The organism is Pseudomonas zeae (assembly GCF_014268485.2).
Taxonomy (GTDB): Bacteria; Pseudomonadota; Gammaproteobacteria; order Pseudomonadales; family Pseudomonadaceae; genus Aquipseudomonas; species Aquipseudomonas neuropathica.
Genome location: NZ_CP077090.1, coordinates 1171738 through 1197340 on the forward strand (window position 1 = coordinate 1171738; position 25603 = coordinate 1197340).

General features: G+C 60.5%; 20 protein-coding genes and 1 pseudogene. 13 read left to right on the forward strand and 8 right to left on the reverse strand.

Annotated features, from left to right (window positions below):
* The first annotated feature begins 375 nt into the window (after positions 1–375).
* The 4 genes from HU754_RS05055 to HU754_RS05070 all read left to right on the forward strand — a co-directional run bounded on the left by HU754_RS05055 (position 376) and on the right by HU754_RS05070 (position 4547).
* Positions 376–1725, forward strand: coding sequence for a GntP family permease (locus HU754_RS05055; protein ID WP_095051052.1), 1350 nt, complete (start codon positions 376–378; stop codon positions 1723–1725).
* Positions 1726–1740: 15 nt separating this feature from the next.
* Positions 1741–2601 (forward strand): MurR/RpiR family transcriptional regulator, encoded by an 861-nt coding sequence (locus tag HU754_RS05060; RefSeq protein WP_186623020.1) that lies wholly within the window; start codon positions 1741–1743, stop codon positions 2599–2601.
* 1 nt (position 2602) lies between these two features.
* Positions 2603–4060, forward strand: a complete 1458-nt coding sequence (locus HU754_RS05065; protein WP_186623022.1) for an N-acyl-D-amino-acid deacylase family protein — start codon at positions 2603–2605, stop codon at positions 4058–4060.
* 118 nt (positions 4061–4178) lie between these two features.
* A complete protein-coding gene (locus tag HU754_RS05070; protein WP_038357449.1) occupies positions 4179–4547 on the forward strand; it encodes a glyoxalase superfamily protein in 369 nt (122 codons plus the stop codon).
* A gap of 401 nt (positions 4548–4948) precedes the next feature.
* Here the strand turns inward: HU754_RS05070 and HU754_RS05075 are convergent, their stop codons facing one another.
* Positions 4949–5314, reverse strand: coding sequence for a DUF6124 family protein (locus HU754_RS05075; RefSeq protein WP_099757938.1), 366 nt, complete (start codon positions 5312–5314; stop codon positions 4949–4951).
* A 482-nt stretch (positions 5315–5796) separates the two neighbouring features.
* On the reverse strand, positions 5797–6813 hold the full coding sequence (gene gliR, locus HU754_RS05080; protein WP_186623024.1) for an AraC family transcriptional regulator GliR: 1017 nt from the start codon (positions 6811–6813) through the stop codon (positions 5797–5799).
* A gap of 211 nt (positions 6814–7024) precedes the next feature.
* On the opposite strand from gliR, the gene HU754_RS05085 reads away from it, so the two are divergent.
* The 7 genes from HU754_RS05085 (at position 7025) to HU754_RS05115 (ending at position 17187) form a co-directional block, all read left to right on the forward strand.
* Entirely contained in the window at positions 7025–8620 is a 1596-nt protein-coding gene (locus tag HU754_RS05085) for an FAD-binding oxidoreductase (RefSeq protein WP_186623026.1), read from the forward strand.
* Positions 8621–8625: 5 nt separating this feature from the next.
* A complete protein-coding gene (locus tag HU754_RS05090) occupies positions 8626–10218 on the forward strand; it encodes a glycerol-3-phosphate dehydrogenase/oxidase (protein ID WP_186623028.1) in 1593 nt (530 codons plus the stop codon).
* Positions 10219–10238: 20 nt separating this feature from the next.
* Positions 10239–11807, forward strand: coding sequence for an FGGY-family carbohydrate kinase (locus tag HU754_RS05095; protein ID WP_186623030.1), 1569 nt, complete (start codon positions 10239–10241; stop codon positions 11805–11807).
* Between the two features lie 241 nt (positions 11808–12048).
* Entirely contained in the window at positions 12049–13338 is a 1290-nt protein-coding gene (locus tag HU754_RS05100; protein WP_186623032.1) for a phospholipase C/P1 nuclease family protein, read from the forward strand.
* Between the two features lie 46 nt (positions 13339–13384).
* Complete coding sequence (locus HU754_RS05105; protein ID WP_186623034.1) at positions 13385–15343, forward strand: DUF1302 domain-containing protein; 1959 nt, start codon at positions 13385–13387, stop codon at positions 15341–15343.
* 145 nt (positions 15344–15488) lie between these two features.
* On the forward strand, positions 15489–16862 hold the full coding sequence (locus tag HU754_RS05110; RefSeq protein WP_186623036.1) for a DUF1329 domain-containing protein: 1374 nt from the start codon (positions 15489–15491) through the stop codon (positions 16860–16862).
* Positions 16863–16938: 76 nt separating this feature from the next.
* Positions 16939–17187: a FitA-like ribbon-helix-helix domain-containing protein gene (locus tag HU754_RS05115; RefSeq protein WP_186623039.1), complete on the forward strand. Its 249-nt coding sequence runs from the start codon at positions 16939–16941 to the stop codon at positions 17185–17187.
* A 293-nt stretch (positions 17188–17480) separates the two neighbouring features.
* On the opposite strand, the gene HU754_RS29765 is transcribed toward HU754_RS05115, so the two are convergent.
* Positions 17481–18344 carry a methyl-accepting chemotaxis protein gene (locus tag HU754_RS29765; RefSeq protein WP_371748303.1) on the reverse strand — a complete coding sequence of 288 codons (864 nt, stop codon included), beginning with the start codon at positions 18342–18344 and terminating at the stop codon, positions 17481–17483.
* A pseudogene (locus tag HU754_RS29770) lies at positions 18339–19400 on the reverse strand (methyl-accepting chemotaxis protein); the annotation flags it as partial. The gene HU754_RS29765 and the pseudogene HU754_RS29770, both read right to left, overlap by 6 nt.
* A gap of 253 nt (positions 19401–19653) precedes the next feature.
* Here HU754_RS29770 and pmrG point away from each other — a divergent pair.
* Together pmrG and HU754_RS05130 are read left to right on the forward strand one after the other, a co-directional pair.
* Positions 19654–20325, forward strand: a complete 672-nt coding sequence (gene pmrG, locus HU754_RS05125; RefSeq protein ID WP_175559634.1) for a lipopolysaccharide core heptose(II)-phosphate phosphatase PmrG — start codon at positions 19654–19656, stop codon at positions 20323–20325.
* The gene (locus tag HU754_RS05130; RefSeq protein WP_186623041.1) at positions 20322–21143 is read left to right on the forward strand and encodes a phosphatase PAP2 family protein; all 822 of its coding nucleotides are present in this window, start codon (positions 20322–20324) and stop codon (positions 21141–21143) included. Before pmrG ends, HU754_RS05130 begins: the two co-directional genes overlap by 4 nt.
* Before the next feature lie 66 nt (positions 21144–21209).
* Here HU754_RS05130 and HU754_RS05135 read toward each other — a convergent pair whose 3' ends face one another.
* The 4 genes from HU754_RS05135 to HU754_RS05150 form a co-directional block, all read right to left on the reverse strand.
* Entirely contained in the window at positions 21210–22688 is a 1479-nt protein-coding gene (locus tag HU754_RS05135) for an ArnT family glycosyltransferase (RefSeq protein ID WP_437182477.1), read from the reverse strand.
* A gap of 30 nt (positions 22689–22718) precedes the next feature.
* On the reverse strand, positions 22719–23306 hold the full coding sequence (rimJ, locus tag HU754_RS05140; RefSeq protein ID WP_099757950.1) for a ribosomal protein S5-alanine N-acetyltransferase: 588 nt from the start codon (positions 23304–23306) through the stop codon (positions 22719–22721).
* A 248-nt stretch (positions 23307–23554) separates the two neighbouring features.
* On the reverse strand, positions 23555–23929 hold the full coding sequence (locus HU754_RS05145; protein WP_099757951.1) for a DUF6124 family protein: 375 nt from the start codon (positions 23927–23929) through the stop codon (positions 23555–23557).
* 211 nt (positions 23930–24140) lie between these two features.
* Positions 24141–25547 (reverse strand): DUF2252 domain-containing protein, encoded by a 1407-nt coding sequence (locus tag HU754_RS05150; RefSeq protein WP_099757952.1) that lies wholly within the window; start codon positions 25545–25547, stop codon positions 24141–24143.
* Positions 25548–25603: the final 56 nt, after the last annotated feature.

Sequence of the window (25603 nt, forward strand, 5' to 3'; positions counted from 1 at the left end):
GTCGGTGGTTGAATGGATTCGTAACGAAATGGTGTGATCCGTACGCTACGTCCCACAGGTTTTGCGCATTCTGTCTGGAAGAATGCGATCAAACTGTAGGAGTGAGCCTGCTCGCGATAGCGGTCATTCAGCCAATGATGATATTGACTGTTACGACGCAATCGCGAGCAGGCTCACTCCTACAGGGGGCTGTGTTGGCTGTAAAAGTATGTAAATCCCGCCCCGCTATTTTCATTAATCACGACAAGACATATCCATCAGCGACACGCCTTGCCTCTCCACGAAAATTACTTTCATGCGGTTTGAAATCTCGATCTCGAAATGATTTATGAGTTTCACAACCCATTCGAACGTGACCCTTTCGAGGAGTACCGCATGACGCCTTCCTTCGGCTATTGGCTGCTGGTCTATGCCGCCGTCGCCATCATTGCGCTGATCGTGTTGATCGCCCGTTACCGGCTCAACCCGTTCATCGTAATCACCCTGATTTCCATTGGTCTTGCGCTGGTCGCGGGGATGCCGCCGTCGGGTGTAGTGGGGGCGTATGAGGCCGGGGTGGGCAAGACGCTGGGGCATATTGCGCTGGTGGTTGCGTTGGGGACGATGCTCGGCAAGATGATGGCCGAGTCCGGCGGCGCCGAGCAGATGGCGCGCACGCTGATCGATAAATTCGGCGAGAAGAACGCGCACTGGGCGATGGTCTGCATCGCCTTCTTGGTCGGCTTACCGCTGTTCTTCGAAGTCGGTTTCGTGTTGCTGGTGCCGATCGCGTTCACCGTGGCACGGCGCGTCGGCGTGTCGATTCTGATGGTCGGCCTGCCGATGGTCGCCGGCCTGTCGGTGGTGCATGCGCTGGTGCCGCCGCACCCGGCGGCGATGCTCGCGGTGCAGGCCTATCAGGCGTCGGTCGGGCAGACTTTGCTGTATGCGATCGCCATCGGCATTCCGACCGCAATCATTGCCGGTCCGCTGTACGCCAAATTCATCGTGCCGCGCATTCAACTGCCGGCAGATAACCCGCTGGAAAAACAATTTCTCGACCGCGAACCGCGCGACAAACTGCCGGGGTTCGGCATCACCATGGCGACCATTCTATTGCCGGTGGTGCTGATGCTGATCGGCGGCTGGGCCAACCTGATTTCCACCCCGGGCAGCGGTTTCAATCAGTTCCTGTTGTTCATTGGCAACTCGGTGATTGCCTTGCTGCTGGCGACCTTGCTGAGCTTCTGGACGCTGGGCATCGCCCAGGGTTTCAACCGTGAATCGATTCTGAAATTCACCAACGAATGCTTGGCGCCGACCGCCAGCATTACTTTGCTGGTGGGCGCTGGCGGTGGCTTGAACCGCATTCTGGTCGACGCGGGCGTCACCGATCAGATTGTCGGTCTCGCCCACGAATTCCACCTGTCGCCGCTGATCATGGGCTGGTTGTTCGCGGCGTTGATGCGCGTCGCCACCGGTTCCGCGACCGTGGCCATGACCACCGCGTCCGGCGTGGTCGCGCCAGTGGCCATTGGTCTGGGTTATCCACACCCTGAACTGTTGGTGCTGGCGACCGGCGCTGGCTCGGTGATCTTTTCCCACGTCAACGACGGCGGCTTCTGGTTGATCAAGGAATACTTCAACATGACGGTCGCGCAGACGTTCAAGACCTGGACCGTGCTCGAGACGCTGATCTCGCTGGTCGCGTTCGGCCTGACCGTCGGCCTTTCTTACCTGCTGTAACCGGAGCCTGCCGCCATGGACATCCTTTATCAGATCCGCGCCCGCCAGGATTCCTTCAGCGCCGGCGAAGGTCGCATCGCCCGGCTGATGCTCGACGACGTCGGTTTTGCCGCCAGCGCCAGCCTCGAAGACCTCGCGCAACGCGCCGAAGTCAGCACCGCCACGCTGTCGCGTTTTGCCCGCACCGTGGGCTGCCGCGACCTGCGTGATCTGCGCCTGCAACTGGCTCAGGCCAGCGGCGTCGGCAGCCGTTTTCTCGACCCGGCGGGCACGCCTGAGCAGTCGGCGTTCTACGGGCAGATCGTTGGCGACATCGAATCCACGCTGCGCCAGCACCTGGCCGGATTCGACGAATCGCGCTTTGCCGATGCGGTGAAAATGCTCGGTCAGGCACGGATGATTCACGCTTTCGGCATGGGCGGTTGCTCGACCCTCTGCAGCGACGAATTGCAGGTACGCCTGGTGCGCCTCGGCTACCCGATTGCCGTGTGCCATGACGCGGTGATGATGCGCGTCACCGCCGCCAGCCTGAACGCCGAGCAAGTACTCATCGTCTGTTCGCTGACCGGTATCACCCCGGAGTTGCTTGAGACTGTCGAGCTGGCGCGCAATTACGGCGCACGCATTCTGGCGATCACCCGCGCCGATTCGCCGTTGGCGCAACTGGCCGATATCGTCCTGCCGCTGCAAGGCGCGGAAACCTCGTTCATCTACAAACCGACGGCGGCGCGCTACGGCATGCTGCTCGCCATCGACGTGCTCGCCACCGAGCTGGCGCTGGCCAATCCTGAAGACAATCAAGAACGTCTGCGGCGGATCAAACTCGCCCTCGACGAATACCGTGGCGGCGACGATCACCTGCCGCTGGGAGACTGACATGCTGTACGACACGCTGATTCGCAACGCCCTGATCATCGATGGCAGCAACATGCCCGGTTACCGCGCCGACGTGGCGATTCGTGAGGGCCGCATCGAGCGTATCGGTGACTTGCACGACGCCACGGCAACCGAAGAAATCGACGCCGCCGGCCGCGTGCTGGCGCCGGGCTTCATCGACGTGCACACCCACGACGACACGGTGGTGATTCGTCAGCCAGAGATGCTGCCCAAGCTCAGCCAGGGCGTGACCACGGTGATTGTCGGCAACTGCGGGATCAGCGCTTCGCCCGTGACATTGAAGGGCAATCCACCGGATCCGATGAACCTGCTCGGCACAGCGGCGGCATTCGTTTATCCACGTTTCAGCGATTACCGCGCGGCGGTGGAAGCGGCCAATACCACGCTGAACGTGGCGGCACTGATCGGCCACACGGCGCTGCGCAGCAATCATCTGGATGATTTGTTCCGTACCGCGACGCCAAAAGAAATCGCCGCGATGCGCGAGCAGTTACGCGAAAGCCTTGAGGCGGGCGCGTTGGGTTTATCCACAGGTCTGGCGTACGCCAGCGCCTACAACGCCTCCACCGATGAAGTGATGCAACTGACCGAAGAACTGACGGCATTCGGCGCGGTGTACACCACGCACCTGCGCAGCGAATTCGAACCGGTGCTGGAGGCGATGGAAGAAGCGTTCAGCATTGGCCGTCACTCGCGTTCACCGGTGATTATTTCCCACCTCAAGTGTGCTGGCGTCGGCAACTGGGGGCGCAGTCCGCAATTGCTCGCCTCATTGGAAGAGGCCGCTAAAACCCAGCACGTGGGGTGCGACTGCTATCCCTATGCGGCGAGTTCTTCGACGCTGGACCTGAAGCAAGTCACCGACGCGCATCGCATCACCATCACCTGGTCGACGCCGCACCCGGAAGTCAGCGGTCGCGACCTGATCGACATCGCCGCCGAATGGAATCTGCCGCTGCTCGATGCCGCCAAACGCCTGCAACCGGCCGGCGCGGTGTATTACGGGATGGACGAGGCGGATGTACGAAGAATCCTCGCCCATCCGTTGTCGATGGTCGGGTCTGACGGACTGCCCGAAGATCCGTTCCCGCATCCGCGCCTGTGGGGCGCTTTCCCACGGGTGTTGGGACATTTCAGTCGCGATGTCGGGCTGTTTCCATTGCACACCGCGGTGCACAAGATGACCGGACTGTCGGCGGCGCGATTTGGCTTGAAGGAAAGAGGCGAGATTCGTGAAGGCTATTGGGCGGATCTGGTCTTGTTCGATCCGGCGACGGTGCGTGATGTCGCGGATTTCAGTGATCCGCAACGGGCCGCGCAGGGGATTGATGGCGTGTGGATCAACGGTGTATTGAGTTATCGCGACGGGCAGGCGAATGGTCGCAGGGAAGGGCGCTTTCTGGCTCGACAGGGCGATCTGCGCGACAACTTTCACTGAGGTTTCGCGGACTGGATCACGGTGATGGCACATTGCGATTAAAGAAAGCCATCAACAGGCCGAATTGCTGACATCCACCCCGTCTACACTGTGGGGCCAACCAGTCAGGGAGCACCCCATGAGCTTCGGCAAAACCACCCCGATCCTGCGGATCTTCGATGAAGCCAAAGCTGTCGAGTTCTACGTCGATTTTCTGGGTTTCAAGATCGACTGGCAGCATCGCTTCGAGGCGAATTTTCCGTTGTATCTGCAGGTGTCGCGGGGCGAGTGTGTGCTGCATTTGTCCGAACATCATGGCGATGCGTGTCCGGGTTCGGCGCTGCGTATCGAGACGGATGAGCTGGAGGCGTTTCAGCAGCAGTTGGAGGCCAAGGATTACAAGTTTTCGCATCCGGGCATTCAGGCGATGCCGTGGGGGAGTCAGGACATGACGATCGTTGATCCGTTTGGTAATCGGCTGGTGTTTACCAACGCGATTTGTCTCTGAGCTGAAAAGCCCCTCACCCTAGCCCTCTCCCAGAGGGAGAGGGGACTGACCGAGGTGTCTGGCGCTGTACATCGACGTGAAAGATCTGCAGCGATTATGGATTCACGGCAGCACTTTCAGGTCGGTGTATTTAGCGAACATCCCACGGTTGGCCCTCACCCTCACCCTAGCCCTCTCCCGGAGGGAGAGGGGACCGATTCGGGGATGCTTGAGAGATGCACCGACCTGAACCTGCTCGGTCGAATCCATAATCGACTCGGTCATTCAGGTCGATGTCTAGCGCCAGACAACTCGGTCGGCCCCCCCTCCCTTTGGGAGAGGGCTGGGGTGAGGGGAAAATGGCCCACCGCAAAAAGAAGCCCGCCACCTAACCATCACAGTTGGGGCAGCGGGCTTTTTCGTTACTCGGTCGGCACTAACCTGTCCAACACGCGATTGACGGCCATTTCCGCCACCATCACCACTTGCGCAATACCCTGCAGCGTCTTGCGGTGTGTGCCTTCAACCTGCGCGGCATGGTTGTTGAGCATGACGGTCGCCGAGCCAAGCGTTTCGCTGGCGTCGGCCAGCAGGGATTCGGTGCCTGCCTCGGGGTTGGCCATGTACAGCGTGTTGGGGGAGTAGGGCGTTGCCATGAGGTCGGCGTTCGTCGGACCGAGGTAGTGGTCGAGCGCGCGCTCGGCGGCTTCGTGGAATTTCTTTGAATCGGCGGATTCGTAGGGGGAGGCCGGGTCGGTGACCGGCGGGTTTGGCGTTATCTTGAACATAGCTGTGTTCCCTTTGTTGAGCGGCAACCCTTTGGCTACTAAACGAAAGGGTGGCAGCTGTACGCAGGTTAGTAGACCGGGGAACTCAGCTAAAAGCCGGCGCGCCGAAGCGCCCTGCGTACAGCCACCATCAAGCTCAGGTACGCGAGTACCTGTGATGAATGTACGACCAGCAGAATTACCGCCGGGCTACTAAACCCGATCACTGGGAATCAGTGACGCAATCAAGTTACGCAGCATGCTCCGGGCGCACAAGCCGGCGGATTCTGGCGCAGGCGTAGGTTACGGCGCAAGGATTTGTGGGCTGTTTCGCGTAACGCTGAGTGTCTTTAAACACCTTCGATAAAAGTGTTTATTGTGTTGTGGCGGCTGGCCTCATCGCGAGCAGGCTCACTCCTACAAGGGATTGTGCCGGACACGGAATCTGCGTTCACTGGAGATCAATTGTAGGAGTGAGCCTGCTCGCGATGAGGACCATGCATTCACCCCCGATGCATCTGCCGAAACTCCCCCGGCGGCATCCCGCGCCGACTCTTGAACGTGCGGTGAAACGAGCGGGGTTCGGTAAACCCCAGATACTGCGCAATGTCCTGAATCGGCAGCGTGCTATTGAGCAAATAATGCTCAGCCAGCTCCTGACGCAAATCATCGAGAATCTGCTGATACGACGTTCCCGCCTGGTGCAACTGCCGCTGCAACGTCCGCACCGAAACGCTCAACTGTTCGGCAACCTGTTCCTTGCGCGGCAACCCCTCCTTGAGCAACTGCCGCAGGATGTTTTTCACCTGCTGCTCAAGCGACGCATCCTCCAGCGTCGCCATCAAGCCCAGCGCATGTTCTTCCAGCGTTCGCAGCAACTGCGCATCGGCCTGTCGCAACGGCAGCTGCAAATACGCCAGCGGCACGACCAGCGCCGAATACGGCTGATCGAACAACACCGGGCAATCGAAAAACGCTTCGTACTGCGCTGGCGTGGCCTCCGCCGGGCATGAGTGCTCCAGCCAGACAGCGGCCGGCGACATCTGCGTGTCGGCAATCCAGCGCGCGTATTGCAGCCATGACCCCAACACGTTTTCCACCAGATGCCGACGAATCCGTGGACGCTGATAGCGGCAGGTCCAGATCAAATGTACATGGCCGTCCTGCACCTCGGCACGGCTGACGCCCATGTCGCCGACCAGTTTCTCGAACGGCATGATCCGGCTCATCGCATCGCCCAACGTCGCGCAGTTCATGGTGATGTAACCGAGCACGCTCCACGAATTGGGCAGGACGAAATTCGCCGCGTTGAGCCCGAACAACGGATCGCCCGAGTGCTCGCAGAAATAATCCAGCAAGCGTTCATGCGCTTCACCGGGCAAACGCAGGGTGTTGTCGCTCAACTGCTGCGCCTGCAAACCCGCCGCCGCCAACGCCGGCTCGATGGCCATGCCCAGTTGTTCGGCGTGGCGCAGGTATTTGAGCAGGGGCGGAACCGAGGTGTAGCCGAGCGATTGCATGATCCCATTCCTTTGATCAACGGCAGCGGAGGCGGACGAAATAGCCTGAAAGGTAATTTGAAACCCCGACTAAAGTAAATGGCTGACGCTTGCGCGACGTTTGACTCAATTGGCTACACGAACTGGCCGGATGCGACCGTGACACTTGGCGGCCGCTGGCTAGTATGGAGGCCTGAAATATCCATCATAAGAACCGGAAAAGGACACACGCATGCGACGCTGGAACGGCTGGGGCGATGCAACCACGGTGGTCGAACTGCCGGCCCAGGGCGCGGAGTTTCTTCATGAGCGCCTGGGCGAGGGGCGCGCGCTGCCCGATGCGACGCTAGAGGCGGCGCTGGCGCGTGTGCCGAATTCGCGGTTGCAGGCGCACAGCTTGTACAGCGTCGACGCCTATGATCGTTTGCTGCATGCCCGAGGCCAGAGCCTGCCGGACTGGCTGGCGCTGCGCGAAGGTGCTTTGGGCAATTACCCCGATGCGGTGGCGTTTCCCGAGACTGCTGAGCACATTCGCCAATTGCTGGCGCTCGCCCATGAACAAGACTTGTGCCTGATCCCGTATGGCGGCGGCACATCGGTCGCCGGCCACATCAATCCACCGGATTCGGCGCGGCCAGTGGTAACGGTGTCGCTGGCGCGGATGAACCGCCTGATCGACCTCGATGAACAGAGCCTGCTGGCGACGTTCGGCCCCGGCGCGAGTGGGCCGCAGGTCGAAAGTCAGTTGCGTGCGAAAGGCTACACGCTGGGGCATTTTCCGCAGTCGTGGGAGCTGTCGACGCTGGGCGGTTGGGTCGCCAGCCGTTCCAGCGGTCAGCAGTCGCTGCGCTATGGCCGGATCGAGCAGTTATTCGCTGGCGGAACCCTGGAAACCTTCGCCGGGCCGCTGGAGATTCCAACCTTCCCGGCCTCTGCCGCCGGGCCTGACCTGCGCGAAGTGGTGCTCGGTTGCGAGGGCCGTTTCGGGGTCATTTCCGAGGTTAAAGTGCGGGTCAGCGCGCTGCCCGCCGATGAGCGTTTCTACGGTGTATTTCTGCCCGACTGGCCGCAAGCGCTAAGGGCGATCCGCCAATTGGCTCAGGCGCGCGTGCCGCTGTCGATGCTGCGCCTGTCCAACGCCGTGGAAACCGAAACGCAACTGGCGCTGGCCGGTCATCCGCAACAAATTGCCTGGCTGGAAAAGTATCTGAAACTGCGCGGCGCCGGTGCGGGCAAGTGCTTGCTGACCTTCGGCGTGACCGGCAATCGTCGGCAAAACGCGCTGTCGCTGAAACAGGCGCGACAACACCTCAAGGCCTTCGGCGGCGTGTTCACCGGCACCTTGCTCGGCAAGAAGTGGGCGCAGAACCGCTTCCGGTTCCCCTACCTGCGCGAGAACCTGTGGAACGCCGGTTACGTGGTCGACACGCTCGAAACCGCCACCGACTGGAGCAACGTCGACAACCTGCTCAACCTCGTTGAAAACAGCCTGCGCGAGGCCTTGGCCGCCGAAGGCGAGCGCGTGCATGTGTTCACCCACCTGTCCCACGTCTATGGCGAAGGTTCGAGCATCTACACCACCTACGTGTTTCGCCCAGCGGCGGATTACCCCGCGACGCTGGCACGCTGGAAAGCGTTGAAACACGCGGCCAGCCAGACCATCGTCGACAACCACGGCACCATCAGCCACCAGCACGGTGTCGGCAAGGATCACGCGCCGTACCTGCTGCGCGAGAAGGGCGTATTGGCGATGGACACCTTGCAGGCGCTGAGCAAACACTTCGATCCGGCCGGGCGCCTCAACCCCGGCACGCTGCTGCCGGAGTGACGGCCATGAGTCAGGACTGGAACGCCGCGTGGCGTCAGCAGATTCTGCCGACGCTGGCCGAGGAAAGCTGGGATCTGATCGTCATCGGCGGCGGTATCAGCGGCGCCGGCATCCTGCGTGAAGCGGCGCGTCGAGGCTGGCGCTGTCTGCTGCTGGAACAGCGCGATTTTGCCTGGGGCACGTCCAGTCGATCGTCGAAAATGGTCCACGGCGGTTTGCGTTACATCGCCAAAGGCCAGTGGCGCCTGACCCGCGATTCGGTGCGCGAACGTCAGCGCTTGCTCGACGAAGCGCCGGGGCTGGTCGAGCCGATGAGTTTCCTGATGCCGCACTATCGCGGCGGCTTTCCCGGGCCTCGTGTACTGGGCGGTTTGCTGAGCGTGTACGACGCCTTGGCGGGACGGCGCAGCCATCGCTTTCATGATGCGCAACAGCTTCGATATCTGGCGCCGGGGGTGAAGGAAAACGAATTGCTCGGCGGCACCTGTTTTGTCGATGCGCTGACCGATGACGCGCGGCTGGTGATGCGCGTGTTGAGCGAAGCGCGGGCCGAGGGTGCGGTCGTGGTCAATGGCGTGCGCGTCGAACAGCTGCTGCGTGAAAACGGCCGAGTGTGTGGCGTTCAGGTCGAGGATTGCGAAGCCGGCTCGTCACTGCAATTGCGCTGTGGCGTGCTCGCGGTGGCTACCGGCGCCTGGGCTGAACGCCTGCGCCCGGCAGAGGCGCCACGGCAATTGCGGCCGTTGCGCGGCAGTCATTTATTGTTGCCGGGTTGGCGTCTGCCGGTGGCGCAGGCGTTCACGTTTCTGCATGAGCGCGACCGGCGTCCGGTGTTCGTTTTCCCGTGGGAAGGCGCGACAGTGGTCGGCACTACGGATCTTGATCATCGCGAGGATCTGGATCAGAGCGCGAGCATCAGCACTGAAGAACTCGACTATCTGCTGGCCGCCTGCACGCAACAATTTCCCGGCGCAGAAGTGACGGCGAATGATGTGCTGTCGACCTGGTCCGGCGTGCGTCCGGTGGTGGGCAGCGCAGGTGCGCATCACGACAAACCGTCGAACGAAACCCGCGAGCATGTGCTGTGGCAGGAGCCCGGTTGCGTGACGTTGGCCGGCGGCAAACTGACGACGTTTCGCCCGCAAGCCATCGAAGTGCTCAAGGCCTGCGCGAGCATGCTGGATCGTCCTTTCGTCGATGACGCCGCTCCAGTATTTGCCGCTGTGCCTGCGCTGGTTATTCCAGAGTTGAGCTGTAATCAATGGCAACGTCTGGCCGGACGGCATGGCCGCGACCTGCCGAGGCTGGCGCGGTTGCTCGTTGAAGTAGGGCACGAAACGGTTGGCGCCACAGGCACTCTGTGGGCGGAATTGGCTTTCGCCTGTGAGACGGAAATGGTCCTGCACCTCGACGATCTGCTCCTGCGCCGCACGCGTCTCGGTCTGCTGTTACCGCGCGGTGGCGAAGAATATTTCACCGCCATCCGCCAACTCTGCCAGCCTCGACTGGGCTGGAGCGACGCACACTGGCAGCAGGAAGAACAGCGTTATCGGGCGTTGTGGCAACGCCATCACGGTTTGCCGGATGCCACGCCTTGATGCCCCTTGAAGAGAGCTCCATGGATAACCACCCGAACAAGCGCTACCTGCTGGCCATCGACAACGGCACCCAGAGCGTGCGTGCGCTGCTCTTCGATTTGCAGGGCAATCTGCTCGGCAAAGGCAAGGTCGAGTTGCAGGCGTATTACTCGACGCAACCGGGCTGGGCCGAGCAGGATCCTGAGTATTACTGGGCGAAACTCGGTGAGGCGTGTCAGCAGGTCTGGCAGCAAACGGGGATCGATCGCGCGCAGATTGCCGGCGTTTCCCTGACCACGCAGCGCGGCACGGTGATTAACGTCGATGCCGAGGGCAAGCCATTGCGTCCGGCGATTCTGTGGCTCGATCAACGTCAGAGCGAGGTCGAGGGCGGCATCAAAGGGCCGTGGGGCTGGCTGTTCAAACTGGTCGGCGCCCAGGCGACTGTGGATTATTTTCGTGCTCAGGCTGAGGCGAACTGGATCGCTCAGCATCAGCCGGAAGTCTGGGCGGCAACAGACAAGTTTTTGCTGCTGTCCGGTTTTCTCACCCATCGCCTGTGCGGGCGTTTTGTCGACTCTGTGGGTTGCTGCGTCGGCTACCTGCCGTTCGACTTCAAACGCCTGAAATGGGCCGCGCCGAGTGACTGGAAATGGCAGGCGCTGGCGGTGCGCCCCGAGCAATTGCCGACCCTGCACAAACCCGGAGAAACCCTCGGCCACATTACCGCCGAGGCCGCTCGCCATACGGGTATTCCCGAAGGCTTGCCGCTGATCGCTGCCGGCGCCGACAAGGCTTGCGAAGTGGTCGGTTCTGGCGTGGTCGATGCGAGCACGGTGTGCTTGTCCTACGGCACCACGGCGACGATCACCAGCACCCGCTCGCGCTATCTGGAAATCGTCCCGTTGATCCCGCCATATCCATCGGCGGTGCCGGATCAGTACAACTGCGAGGTGATGATTTATCGCGGTTACTGGATGGTCAGCTGGTTCAAGAACGAGTTCGGTTTGCGCGAGATGCAGCAGGCGAAAGAGCAGGGTATCGAGCCTGAGCAGTTGTTCGATGCACTGGTTGAGGCGGTGCCGCCGGGCTCGATGGGCCTGATGCTGCAACCGTATTGGTCGCCGGGGATTCGCGAGCCGGGTGTCGAGGCGAAAGGCGCGATGATTGGCTTCGGCGATGTGCACACCCGCGCGCATATTTATCGGGCGATTCTGGAAGGGCTGGCGTATGCGTTGCGCCAGGGCATGGAGAATATCGAGCGGCGTTCGAAGGTCTCGGTCAAGAGGTTGCGCGTGGCCGGTGGCGGCTCGCAGAGTGATGCGGCGATGCAGCTGACGGCGAACATTTTCGGCCTGCCGGCGGAGCGTCCGCATGTGTATGAGGCGTCCGGTCTGGGCGCGGCGATTTGTTGTGCGGTGGGGTTGGGGCTGCATGCGGATTTCCCTACGGCGATCGCTTCAATGACCAGAGTAGGGGCTGTCTTCACCCCACAACCCGATGCGCAAAAAATCTACGAGCAACTGTACAAAGAGGTCTACCTGCGCATGTATCGCCAACTCAAACCGCTGTATCAGAGCATCCGCAAAATCACCGGTTACCCCGCTTAGCTGACCACCACAAATCCCTTGTAGGAGTGAGCCTGCTCGCGATAGCGGAGGGTCAGCCAGCATCTATTTGACTGACACACCGCTATCGCGAGCAGGCTCACTCCTACAGGGGACGGTGGTGTTTTTGATATCGGGTAATTGGCGCCATCGGAGAGTTTTTCTGGTGAGATCGGACAGTGTCACCAGCGGGGTCGGTTGTTAGGCTCATCCCCCACGGCACCGCCAATAAGAACGAAAAGCAATGAAGCTGACCTTCCTCCTGTTGCTGCTTTGTGCAACGGCCCCGAGCGCCTGGGGCTGGTCGAACCATACGGTCGGCAGCTATCTGGCGTTGCAGGACCTGCCAGCGTTGCGCGACGCGCCAGCGGTTGCAGTCGAGCCACTGGAGCAGTTTCTCACCGAGCAATATCCGGCCGTGCTGGCATTGTTGGAACAACAGGAAAGCTTCGCCCGCGAACACTTCAGTCAATATCCGCCACGCCCCGATACCCTGAAATTGCCGGCGGTGCCGAGTGACAATCTGCGCCACGATTTCTTCACCGCGTTGCGCATCAACCCCGAGATTCACTTGGCAATGGTCATCCAGCCATTACCCGGCAAAGACCTGCCCGAGTGCGAGCATCTGCAAGCTAACCAGGTCATGGTCGAACAAACCCTGTCACCGTGGAATCGCCAGCGTTTCATCGTGGTCACCGATCATGAAAAAGTCGCAGCTCTGGCCGTGCTCGCCAGCGCCGCCGACGAGCCGGATTACGGCCACGACATCAATCTGTTCAGCGACAACCCCGGCAACGTCGGCGCGATCTACGGTTTCGGCCCGCAACCGTTCGGCGATGCTCGTTTCCAGTACAGCTCACAGGCGCCGTTCCACATGGGCTTCTTCCATGAAAGCGCGGTGGTGTATGCCGCTGCCGGTTTCCTTGAACGCAGTTGGCCGGACTGGCGCGCGTATCAATACCTGGGCTTGGCGCGACTGGCGTTTGCCAGCGGTCATCGGTATTGGGGGTATCGCTTTCTCGGCTGGGGCCTGCACCACATTCAGGACCTGACCCAGCCGTATCACGCCAAGCCATTGCCGGGCGTCGACCTCGCCAGTCTTCTGCTGCTGGAAGGCAAGGCGCTGGCCGGTTTCGCCGCCGACAAACAAGCCTCGATCGAACGCGTCGCCACACGGCATATGGAAGTGGAGAAATATCAGTCGACCTGGCTGCGCCGCGTGCTGCGTGCCGGTCAGCCGCATCCGATGCTCGCGGCTTACGCCGATGTGGTTCAGGACAAAAGCTACCCGCCGTACTCGGTCGATTATCTGCGCGAAGTGGTCAGCGCCGAAGCCGTCAACGACTCCGCCGCCTTCGACGAAGCCATCGGCCAGTGGCTGGAAACGGCGCCCGTCAGCAGTGATTTCAGCAGCGGCAATCAGCTGCAACGCGAAGACTTCGACCACCCGGCACTCAACCAGCAGCTATTGAAGTTGCTGGGGCATTTCGGCGCTCACAGCCGGATTTATGTCAGCGCGGGATTGGCGCCGTAACGCAGCAACGCACACCACAACAATAAAAACAGGGAAGGAGGAACACATGATCAACTCTCGATTGCGCCTGACGGGCGCCGCGCTCCCCGGTGTCGGCCTGGCAGGGCTGCTGCAGTTGTGCGCAGTCGATGCGGCGCACGCGGTGGAATTCAGCCTGATGGACAAACAGGTCACCGGCTCTGTCGACACGACCTTGTCTTACGGCCGTTTGTGGCGGGTGCAGGGCCGCGACAAGACTAACGATGACGTCAACACCAACGACGGCAATCGCAACTTCGACACCGGGCTGGTTTCCGAGGTGTACAAGATCACCTCCGAGCTTGAGGCCAACTATCAGAACTACGGCGTGTTCGTGCGCGGCACCGCGTTTTACGACACGCAACTGATGGACAAGCGCAACGACTACTACGACAACAACAGCCCCTCGCAACCGAGCCAGAGCTACCCGCAGGACAACCATTTCACCAGCCAGACCCGCGACATCGCCGGCAGTCGCATCGAGATGCTCGACGCCTACGTGCATGGCAGTTGGGACGTCGCGCAGATGCCGGTGACAGCGCGCGTCGGTCGGCAGGTATTCAACTGGGGCGAGGGGATTTTCTATCGCGGCGGGATCAACACCACCAACCCGGTGGATGCCGCCAAGTACCGCTTGCCCGGCGCCGAAGTCAAGGAAGTGCTGGTGCCGGTCGAGGCACTGAGTTTCAACATCGGCCTGACCGATTCGCTGACCATGGAGAGTTTCTACCAGACCAACTGGAAGGAAACCCGCATCGATCCGGTCGGCACCTTCTACTCGCAAACCGACTTGTTCGCCGACGGTGGCAACACCGGTTACAACAACTTCAGCGGCACGGCGCTCGATACGCCGGTTCCGGGGTTCGGCAACGTCATCGGTTTGTACAGCGCGCTGGGCAACAACCCGTTGCTCAACTCCGTCCTGCAAACCACTGGTCTGTATGCCAACGGCGTCACTCCGGCCTACGGCAACACACTGAAAGTGGCAAGCGTCGGCAAGGACTACAACGCACGCAACGATGGCCAGTTTGGTTTTGCCTTTCGCTATATCGCTGAACAACTCAACAGCACCGAGTTCGGTTTGTACATGGTCAACTACCACGCCAAGGAGCCGACCATCGCGGCGGATCTGGGCGGCTACAAAGGCATCGACATGGATGCGCTGACCAACCTGTTGTCCGGTGTCGCCGGCAGTCAGGCCGGGGCGCTGGCCAATGGGTTGGCGACGGCCGACGTGATGGGCAATATCCAGGCGCATCGGCGTTATGCCGAAGACATCCGCATGTACGGCTTCAGCTTCAACACCACGTTGGGCGAGGCCTCGGTATTTGGTGAGATTGCTTATCGGCCGAATCTGCCGATCGGCGTTGCGGCTACCAACGATTTGATTGGCGACCTGGCCAACGGTGCTGCGGCGGCAGTGACGGGCAAGTCGATCAACGTCGGCGGGCAGATGGTCACCCTCGACAGCCAGATCAATAACGCCGAGCGTGTGGAAGCGTTCAACACCTCGCTGGGCACCATCTACAACTTCGGCCCGACGGCTTCGTTCGACTCGCTGTTCGGCATCTTCGAACTGGCCTCCGAACACCTGCGCGGCAGCAGCCTGCAATACACCGCTTACGACGGCAGTCGTCGTTACTACGCCGGCACGGGCAACTATTCCTATGTCTCCGGCGGTGATCGCGACGATCAGGTCAACCGCAATTCCTACAGCTACACGGCGATGCTCAACGGCACCTGGAACGACGTGTACGCCGGGGTCAACGTCTCGCCCTACATCGTTTACAAGGACGATTTCGAGGGCAACAGCTATCAGGCCGGCAACACCATCGAAGGGCGCAAGGCCTACACGTTGGGGATAAAAGCCAATTACCAGAACAAGCTTGAAGCCGAGTTGCAGTACACCGAGTTCTACGGCGGCGGGCAGAACAACGGCATCCGCGACCGCGACAACGTCGGGTTCAACCTCAAGTATTTCCTTTAAAGGCTACACACAGCCCCTGTGGGAGCGAGCTTGCTCGCGAAGAGGCCGGCACATTCAGCATTGATGTCGACTGACCCACCGCTTTCGTCGGAACGCCGCCCGGAGCAGGCTCGCTCCCACAGGTTTTGTATTTTTGGAGAAAGTCATGATTCACACTTCAAGACTGACAAAAACATCGCTAGCGCTGTTTCTGACCCTGGCTGCCAGCACCGCTCTGGCCGCCATCACCCCACAACAAGCCGAACAACTGAAAACCACCCTGACCCCCATGGGCGCCGAGCGTGCCGGCAACGCCGCCGGCACCATCCCCGCGTGGACCGGCGGCATCACCCAAGCCCCGGCCGGCTACAAACCCGGCCAGCACCACCCCGATCCCTACGCGGCCGACAAACCGCTGTTCACCATCACCAAAGCGAATCTCGACCAATACAAAGCCCACCTCAGCCCCGGCCAGATCGCCCTGTTCAACAGCTACCCCGACACCTTCCAGATGCCGATCTACCCATCCCGCCGCTCCGGCTCGGCGCCGCAATGGCTGTACGACAACACCCTCAAGAATGCGACCTCGGCCAAATTGCTCGAAGGCGGCAGCGGCTTCTCCGATGCTTACGGCGGCGTGCCATTCCCGGTGCCCAAGGATGGCGTTGAAGTGCTGTGGAACCACATCACCCGCTATCGCGGCATCTACGTCGTGCGCCGCGCCTCCGAAGCGCCAGTGCAACGCAATGGCAGCTTCGCGTTGGTGACCTCGCAGCAGGAAGCTCTGTTCAACTACTACCGCCCGAACGGCCAGTTCGCCGACCTGAAAAACATCCTGTTCTACTACCTCGCCTTTGTGAAAAGCCCGGCGCGACTGGCCGGCGGTGCCGCCCTCGTGCACGAAACCCTCGATCAGCTCAAGGACGCACGCCAGGCCTGGATCTACGACGCCGGCCAACGCCGCGTGCGTCGCGCGCCGAACCTCGCCTACGACACGCCGATCGCATCCTCCGATGGCCTGCGCACCGCCGACGACACCGATCTGTTCAACGGCTCGCCTGATCGCTACGAGTGGAAGCTCAAGGGCAAACAGGAAATCTACATCCCCTACAACAACTACAAAGTCGCCAGCCCCGATGTGAAATACGCGCAACTGCTCACCCCCGGCCACCTCAACCCGCAATACACCCGCTATGAACTGCACCGGGTGTGGGTGGTGGAAGGCAACCTGAAACCGGGCTCGCGGCACATCTACTCCAAGCGTGTGCTGTTTCTCGATGAAGACAGCTGGGGCGCCGCGCTGGTCGATCAGTACGATGGGCGAGGGGAGTTGTGGCGCGTGTCGATGGCCTACCTGAAAAACTTCTATGACCTGCCGACGACGTGGAGTGCGCTGGATGTTTTCCACGATTTGCAGGCGCGTCGTTACTACGTGCAGAACCTTGATAATGAAGAGGCGGAGACAGTCGATTTTGCGCAGCCGGTGCCGGAGGATGCGTACTTTATGCCGTCGGCGTTGCGGCAGCGGGGTACGCGGTAAGTGATTGCGCTGGCTGTTCTTGGGCGGATGGATGTTAGTCTCGATCAATGATTTTTAGTTGATAGCAGGAGTCATCATGGCCAGCATCACAATTCGAAATATTGATGGTCCGATCATGGATCAGTTACGGATTAATGCGGCCCAGAACGGAAATTCCATCGAGGAGGAAGCTCGCATGATTCTGGGGCGAGCATTGATTAGAAGGGATAGCGCTGGAGGCTTGGGTAGCCGGATTCGCCAGCGCTTTTCCTCGGTCGGAGGGATCGACCTTGCTTTGCCTTCACGGCAGGAAAAAGCCAGGGTTATGGATTTTCCAGATTGCTGATGCTCGAAATGCGCAGGCGCTGAAGAATACTTTCATGTAGGAGCTGCCGAAGGCTGCGATCTTTTGATCTGGCTTCTGATTTGTTCAAAAGCGAAGATCAAAAGATCGCAGCCTACGGCAGCTCCATTAGGCGGAGTTTTTTCCGGGACATCGGGGTGATGGGGCGGACGCAATCGCGAGCAGGCTCACTCCTACAGGGGATTGGTGTAGTTCACATAATCTGTGATCAACACCATTCCTTGTAGGAGTGAGCCTGCTCGCGATGCGGTTGTAGCGTCAGCGATGATTCAAGATCAAACGCGGAAGTGGCTGACCATCTGCTGCAACTGACCACCCAGGCGCGCCAGTTCAACACTCGACGCTGCCGTCTCATCACTCGCCGCTGCGGTCTGTTCGGACACGTCGCGCACGTTGATGATGCTGCGGCTGATCTCTTCAGCCACGGCGCTCTGCTGTTCGGCAGCAGCAGCGATCTGCTGGTTCATCGACTGGATGTTCGACACCGTACGGGTGATGTTTTCCAGCGATGCGCCAGCCTTGCGGGTCAGGGCGACGCTGCTGTCGGTCAGGGCGCGGCTGTTGCTCATCACGGCCGAGACTTGCTGGGTGCCGTTCTGCAGACCGGCGACCAGGCCTTCGATTTCTTCGGTGGATTTCTGCGTACGCTGGGCCAGACCACGAACTTCATCGGCGACCACGGCAAAACCACGACCGGCTTCACCGGCACGCGCGGCTTCGATTGCAGCGTTGAGGGCGAGCAGGTTGGTCTGTTCAGCAACAGCCTTGATCACGTCCATGACGCTGCCGATCTTGTCGCTTTCCTGTTGCAGCACGCTCATGGCTTCGGTCGAACGCACCACTTCGCTGGCCAGACGCTCGATCTGCGCGATGGCTTCGTTGACGACTTTGTCGCCTTCGCGGGCTTCGCCGTCAGCGGCGGCAGCCGCTTGCGAGGCTTCTTCGGCGTTGCGCGCGACTTCCTGCACGGTGGCAGTCATCTCGTGCATGGCGGTGGCGACCTGATCGGTCTCGACCTTCTGGCTGTTCACGCCGGCGCTGGTCTGCTCGGTCACGGCCGAGAGCTCTTCAGCGGCGCTGGCGATCTGGGTGACGCCGTCGCGGATGCCGCTGATCAAGTCACGCAGGGTCACGCCCATGCGCGCGATGCCTTGTTGCAGCACGCCGAGTTCGTCGCGGCGGGTGACGGTGACGTTCTGGGTCAGGTCGCCGCTGGCAATGCGCTCGACCACGGCGAGGGTTTCTTGCAGCGGACGGGTGATCTGACGGGTGATGATCACCGCAGCAATCACGCCAACCAACAGCGCCAGCAGGGTGCTGATCAACTGGAAGGTACGTGCCTGAGCGCTTTCGACATCGCGGCGGTCGAGTTGAATCTGGTACAGCTGCTCGCTGGTGTTGACGATCGCGGTGCCTTGATCGGTCATTTCCTTACGGGCCTGCACGGCGTCGGTGTTGGCGTTTTTGTACGCCATCAATGCGCTGCGATAGTTGACCAGTGCGGTTTCCAGTTGACGCAGGGCGTCTTGCTGAGAGTCGGCGAAATGCACGTTCAGTTGCTTGAGGCTGGCGATTGCGACATCCAGTTGGCCGACGGCTTTCTGCTCGGTTTCGGCGTTGGTGGTGGCGGTATAGCCGCGCACTTCGTAGCGCGCGAGGATGAACGCTTCCTTGGCGGCGGTGATCGCCTGGAACTGTTCGAAACGCTGTTCACTCATGTCCATCTGCTGTACGCGTTTGCTGATCGACTCGATCTGGTTGTACGCGGTCTCGGCACTCACGCTCATGCTGTCGCGCGCGCTGTTGCCGGTGCGGTAAGCGTTGCGCATTTTGTTCAGCGAGGTCTGGTATTCAGCGATGGTCGCTGCCTGCTCCTTGAGCAGCTTGACGTTTTCCGGGCTCTTGAAGCTGTTGATCAGCTTCTGTTGTTGCGCGGCAAAACTTTCAAGGGTGGTCTGCACGTTCTGTGCGGCGGTTTCATCGCCATTGGTCAGCATGTATTGCAGGCGCACCACGCGCAGTTTGGTCAAGCCGGCATTGAGCTGGGTGATGTCGCTCATCCAGTTGCTGCGGTCGATCAGGCCACCGAGGCTGGTCCAGCCTGTCAGGGCCAGTACGCAGGTCAGGGCCAGCACCAGGCCGAAGCCCAGGCCCAGTTTCATGTTCACGCTGATGTTGCCGAACCAGCTATTCATCAAAAATCCTCCAGAAACGTTGGGTTTCTTGTCGTCGGTTAGGCTGGAAGATTGTTGTTTTTTTGAGCCAGCAAGGGTGTTAGCAGGTTTGTATCGGCCGCATTTCCCAGAGCTGAAAGGATTTTGTCCTACGGAGTTTGTAACAACGGATCCCAAGACTTTTTTCACATGGGTTTCACTGGTTGCCCACGCGCGCCTCTGTACCTTCGCCGCATCGAATAAACCCGAGATGCACAGTGGCGAGGCGGTTTTTGTGGAATTGAGACTGAGTCTGTTCGGCGTCAAACGCTCGATCGATTTGAGCTTTTTGGCGCGTTTTCGCAACACTTGGGTGGTGTTGGCGGCATCGGTATTGGTGATCCCACTGACCCTGTGGTTGCTGGCGCCGGCGGCGGTGCCGGACCTGGCCCACGGCAATGTCGCCGGTGCGCAAGCGCTGGCAACAGGTTGGGCCAAGGGCGAGATGATCGTGCTGGTGCGTCATGTCGAGCGCTGCGATCACTCCAAAGCTGCCTGCCTGAGTGGCAATGACGGCATCACCGATCGCTCGCGCAGTGTCGCGGTGGCGGTTGGTGCCCGGTTCGAACAACTGGGCCTGAACAACGCCGACATCTACAACAGCCCGTCTATGCGCACGGTGCAGACGGCCGGCTACATGTTCAATCATGCCGCCAGCGGCGACGACTGGTTGATCAACTGCCGAGGGCGCATGTTGCAGGATGCCCTGGCCCACAAGATCCCGGGGCGCAATCTGATTCTGGTGACCCACAGCGAATGCATGGCGCAAATCGAGAAAGACCTCAAAGTTTCGGCCTCGGACATGGGTTACGGCTCGTCATTGTTTGTTTCCGCTGCCAGCCCGGCGGCTCCCAAGATGCTCGGCTTTATTGAAGCCTCCGACTGGCGCACGGTGAATACCCGATGAAATCCCGCTTCTACGCATACAACTTTGGTATTCCGCTCGCTTGTGCGGCGCTGGTGTTCCTGATGTTCGACATGACCAAAATCGACATCGCCTTCAGCAACCTGCTGTTCGATCCGCTGACCCAGAGCTTCCCGCTCGACAAAATCCACTTCTTTGAAAAGCTCACGCACAAGTGGGCGCGGATCATTCCCAACTGGACGGCGGAAATCGCCCTGATCGGCGCGCTGCTATCGGTGGTCTGGCCGTTGGTCAATCCGCAGAAACGTCCGCGCCTTGGTGCGATGCTGGAGCGCAGCAAAGTCGCGCCAGTGCTGCGATTTGCCGCTGATCACCGTAGGGATTTTCTGTTTGTGGTGGTCGCATTTGCCGTTTGCACCGGGGTGATTCACTTCCTCAAATCCCACACCAGCGTTTACTGCCCGATCGAGACCACGCTGTACGGCGGGAAAATGGCCCACATCGAGTGGTACAGCAACTTTCAACTGTTCCATGAAGCCGGCAGTGGCCGTTGCTGGCCGGGTGGCCATGCGTCGGGCGGCTTCACCATGCTGGCGCTGTATTTCGTGGCAAGACGTTATCAATGGCGTTTTTCCAGTGCCATCTTGTGGGGCTCACTGTTGCTGGGGTTCGTTTATGGCACTACTCGCGTCCTGCAAGGCTGGCACTACATGTCCCACACCTTCTGGGCCGGAATCTTCGTCTGGCTGGCGTGTTTGCTGACGGCGCTGGCGTTCTACGGGCGGGCACGGCTGGATGTGCCGGTGCTGAGCAAGCGTGAGCAGAAAGCTTTCAGTGCTCAGCCAGAGGTTTCTCTCTGAACCCGTTCGGATGAAATGAAAAACCCGCCAATCACCGGCGGGTTTTTTTATGCGGCTGCGCAGGTCTCAATAGCCGACGAAGTAATACGCCTGGCTCCCGACCATCATGGCTTTGAGCACTTTCAGTGGCGGCGCGGGCTCACTGTCACCAGCCATCACCACGACATGCGAGGGCGAGGCCGTGAGGAAATCTTGCAACTGCGCTTCGGTATCCAGCCCTTTGAGCACTTGCTGGGTATAGAAGACCGTGGCGCCACCGAGCCGCTCGTTGGCCTGAAACAGTGCGACTTGATGCCCGGCGGTTTGCAGCGTCTGAATCTCTGCACTCAACGGCAGGAACGAAAGCTTTTTGTCGGCATGAGGCAGCGCCCACTGCGCGGCGGCGAGGTAACTGCCGATCACCAGTGTGAGCACGCCGACTGCCAGTGTCTGACGCTGCCTGGCGATTCGGCCTACGAATCCATTGCCGGATTCGTACTGCTTCAAGCGCTCGAACAGCACGCCCGCATACTCCGCTGCGATCACCGCGGCCGCCGGTGTCATCGACATCAGGTACACCGTGCGTTTGCTCGACGCCAACGTCAGCATGATGAACTGCGCCACGATCCACAGGCTGAAAAACAGCAGGTAACGGTTGGCCTTCTGGTGTTTGCGGAAATGCCAGAGCCCCAGGTACACCAGAATGTTCCACGGCAGAAAGGCTTCCGGCAGTTTGGCGAGGTAGTAGTAGAACGGTTCGTAGTGCCCGGCCTCGACGAACGAACCGCTGAAGCGTCCGACGCTGTTGGTCAGCAGCACTTCTTTGACGGCTTGTGCGCCGCCGTGCTGGAAGAGGATGACGAGCCAGATCAGCAGCGGAATCAAACCGAGCAGGGTCAGGAAACCCGGTCGCAGCCAGTCCGCGAGTTTCAGGCGCTTGTCCATCAGGTTGTCGGCCAGCAGATAGGCAAAAATCACCACTCCCGGCATCGCCAGCCCCAGTACACCTTTGCTCAACGTGGCGATGGCGATCCCGACGACAAACAGCAGCGAGTTGCCCAGAGTCGAGGCCCGCTGCGCCTGATAAAAGGCCAGCAGTGCGGTGGTCACGCCGAGGGCGAGTAATGCATCCTCGCCGACGCCGCGCACATTGCTCCAATAACTGGCCATGGTCGCGAGCAGAATGCCTGCGGTCCAGGCAATCATTTTCGGCCGCTCGAAACGCCGCAACATGCCGTACAGCAGCATCACGCTGAGCAACCCGGCAACGGCCGACGCCAGCCGCACGGCCCACGGTGAAACACCGAACACACGCATGGCGCCAGCATCCAGCCACAGGCTCAGCGGTGGTTTTTCCAGAAACGGTTCGCCGAACAAACGAGGTGTCACCCAGTCGTCGTCCAGGTGCATCTCCATAGCGATGCCGGCGACGCGGGCCTCGGTGGAACCTTGCAATTGATGGTTGCCCAGCGCGAAGAAAAACAGCAGGGCGGCAAGCAGAAACAGCGAAGTGACGGCACGCGACATAGGGTTCAGGCAACCGAAAGGGGCGGGAGGCCTGAGCATACGTCGGCAATCCTTAACAAATTGTGAAACTCACGCCAAAGGTTTCGACCAGCGCTTTTCCGGTGTCTCGAACCTTGAATTGACCCGCGCCGTCAGCACGTGATCCTGCCAGCGCCCGGCAATGTTCAGATACGCCTTGGCGTAACCCTCACGTTCGAAGCCCAGGCGCTCCAGCAAGCGCGCACTGCGTTCGTTGCCGGGAATGTAGTTGGCCATGATCCGGTGCAGGTTCTGGGTATCGAACATGTAAGCGATGCCAGCCTCCAGCGCTTCCTGCATCAAACCTTGACCCTGTTGGGCCTCGTCGATGTGATAACCCAGATAACACGCCTGAAAGGCACCACGAATGATGCCGCTGAAGTTGCAGGCGCCGATCATCTGCTGGCCGTCCGGGGTCAGCAAGGCGAAGTGCATGGCCAGCCCGGCCTCGAATGCGCTGGCCTGCACGTCAAGGCGCCGGCGAATTTGCTCGGTGGAAAAATATTCAGTGGTGCGGATCGGCGACCATGGCGCCAGGTGGCGCAGGTTGCGTCGGTAGAACTCGCTTTCAAGCTCGGCCTGCTCCGGTGCAAGTATCGCGAGCGTCAGGCGTTGGCAGGGCAGGGTCAACAGCGGCATCGGGCGCTCCGGAATGGGGGATCTTCCGGCAGAGTCGCGCAATCCGCCGGGTTACGGCAAGTCGTTGCGACGCAGGGGCTTTGTTTCAGGCAAAAAAAAGCCCGCAGGAGCGCGGGCGAACCGTAGTTTCTTGAATGAGCGAGCGGACTGTACAAGGGTTGGCCGCGCAGCTGCAGTGAAGAAAAATTCATCTCGATGGGCGGCGCCAATGCAGTCCGATGCGCAACCGAGCGCCGGGGTTTCGCCCGTCAATGGCGGGTTTCAGGCCCGGTAGTGTTCAGCGGTTTCTGCGGATCCAGATTGTCCCGTGCCCGACAAATCAGGATCTCGGCCAGTGCGCTCAATTGCTTCATGGCCACCGCCACATGACGTTTCGAGCCGTCGAACTCATCGGCAAAGGTTGCGCTGATGGCCGCGAGGGAATCGAGGATCTCACTGGCGTGGGTGAGCAGGGTCAGGGTGTCGACATCGTCGCGCACCCTGATGAGCTGATTGAGCGGGATGCTACGGCGCCGCTTGTGCGCTTCGCTGCGTGCGCTGGTATTCGATTGCGGTTGGGTGCTGGACGCTGGCGCATCGGACGGTGCCGGGCCAACCAGCGAAAGGCGGGGGATTTTCTTCATGACGTAGCTCCGTGGAGTGAACATTCACTGCAATTGCGGCTGCCAAACCGTCCGCTGGATGGCAGTGGTCGTGGAGCGTAACGCCCTGAGGAACTGTGCACCAGTTCATCAAAGTCGACGCGTGTTGCGGGAATTTTCCTAGGACGTTCGATGTGGGAAGGAGGGCGTGGCGGCAAAACCAATGGCAATCACGGTGATCACGGACGTCATTTCAAGGCAGGTGATCAGCAGCAAAGTCAGCCTCTGACCGCGCGCGCAACTGCCCCTTGCGACACGCCGTCTGGAAGCGTTCGAAGTCACGTTCGTTTTGCGCGGTGTAATGTTGCGCGTACTTCAACAGCGCATCCGCCAGCGCATCGCCTTTGCCGATGTAGCCACTGATCTGCGCAGCGAGGCCGGAGGCCTTGGCATGTGCCCGGGCGAGGGCGCGGCCGCAAACGCGACCATAAGCGGCAAAGGTTTCAGCGTCGAAGTTTTCCAGTTCGGCGGAGATCTTCATGTCGCGTAATTGCCGCACGTAGAATTGCCGACCGCTGGGGCCGGTCGTCCAGCCCAGAAACAGGTCGCTGGCCGCCTGCATCAGGCGCTGCCCCTCGACCACGCGCTGCCCTTCATGACGTACCCGCGCTTTGCTTTTGACGTAGTCGGCGAGCACCGAACGCCGGGCTTCCTTGAATTGCAGGAACAGCGGGAACTCCTGATCGTCGGTCAGCAGCGCCACCAGACAACGCGTGCCGACACTGCCGACGCCCACCACTTTGAACGCCAGATCCTGCACGTGAAACCGCGACAACAACTCGCGGCGGTCGGGTTGCAACGTGCTGCGATACTCGCGCATGAAAGTGTCGAAGAGCGGCCGCCAGTCCGCGAGCCGCAGCCAGTCATCCTCGGCATCCAGCAGCGTGGTGTTTTTGTGCAGGTGAAAAATTTCCGGCAGGTCATCGCGAATGATCAGACGCCCGTGGGCATCGCGCTCGCTGATTTTCGGCAGCAGCTCGGCGTGTGTGCGCCGTTCGGCCTTCTCGATGGCGCGCTCTACATGTTCAAGGGTACTTTTGCGTGCCTGCGCCAGCAGGTCGTTGTAGCTGATCGACTCGTACCAGTTTTCCAGCACGCTTTGCTCGGCGCATTCCAGCAGCGTGGTCTGATAGGCGCCGACCATTTCACGGCACACCTGTTCCTCGACCGATTCGCCGTGGCGCAAGTCACGGGCGGCCACCACGAAACTTGCCGCGAGACGCTTCAGATCCCACTCCCACGGCCCGGGATGTGCTTCGTCGAAATCGTTGACGCTGAACAGCAGATTGCGCTCAGGCGTGGCGAAACCGCCGAAATTCATCAGGTGGCAGTCACCACAGATGGGCAAGTTCAGGCCCATGTTCGCCGTGCCCGCCAGATCGTGCGCCTGCAACAAGGCATTGCCGCGAAAGAACGTGAACGGCGACACCAGCATGCGCCCGTAACGCAGTTCGACCAGCGACGCGACGCGGCCCTGGCTGGAGGCCTTGATCAACGGAATCGGGTCACGGTTCATCTTGCCGGTGGCCGCCTGAGCGCTGCGCGAGCACTGCTTGCGGGCGTCCTTGCCTTGTTGCATGCGGTCTTTGAGAGAGGTCATGGGGGCTCGGTGTGGCGGAGGGGGCGCTGTGAGTGTAGAAGCGCTTTTGGGGTTTA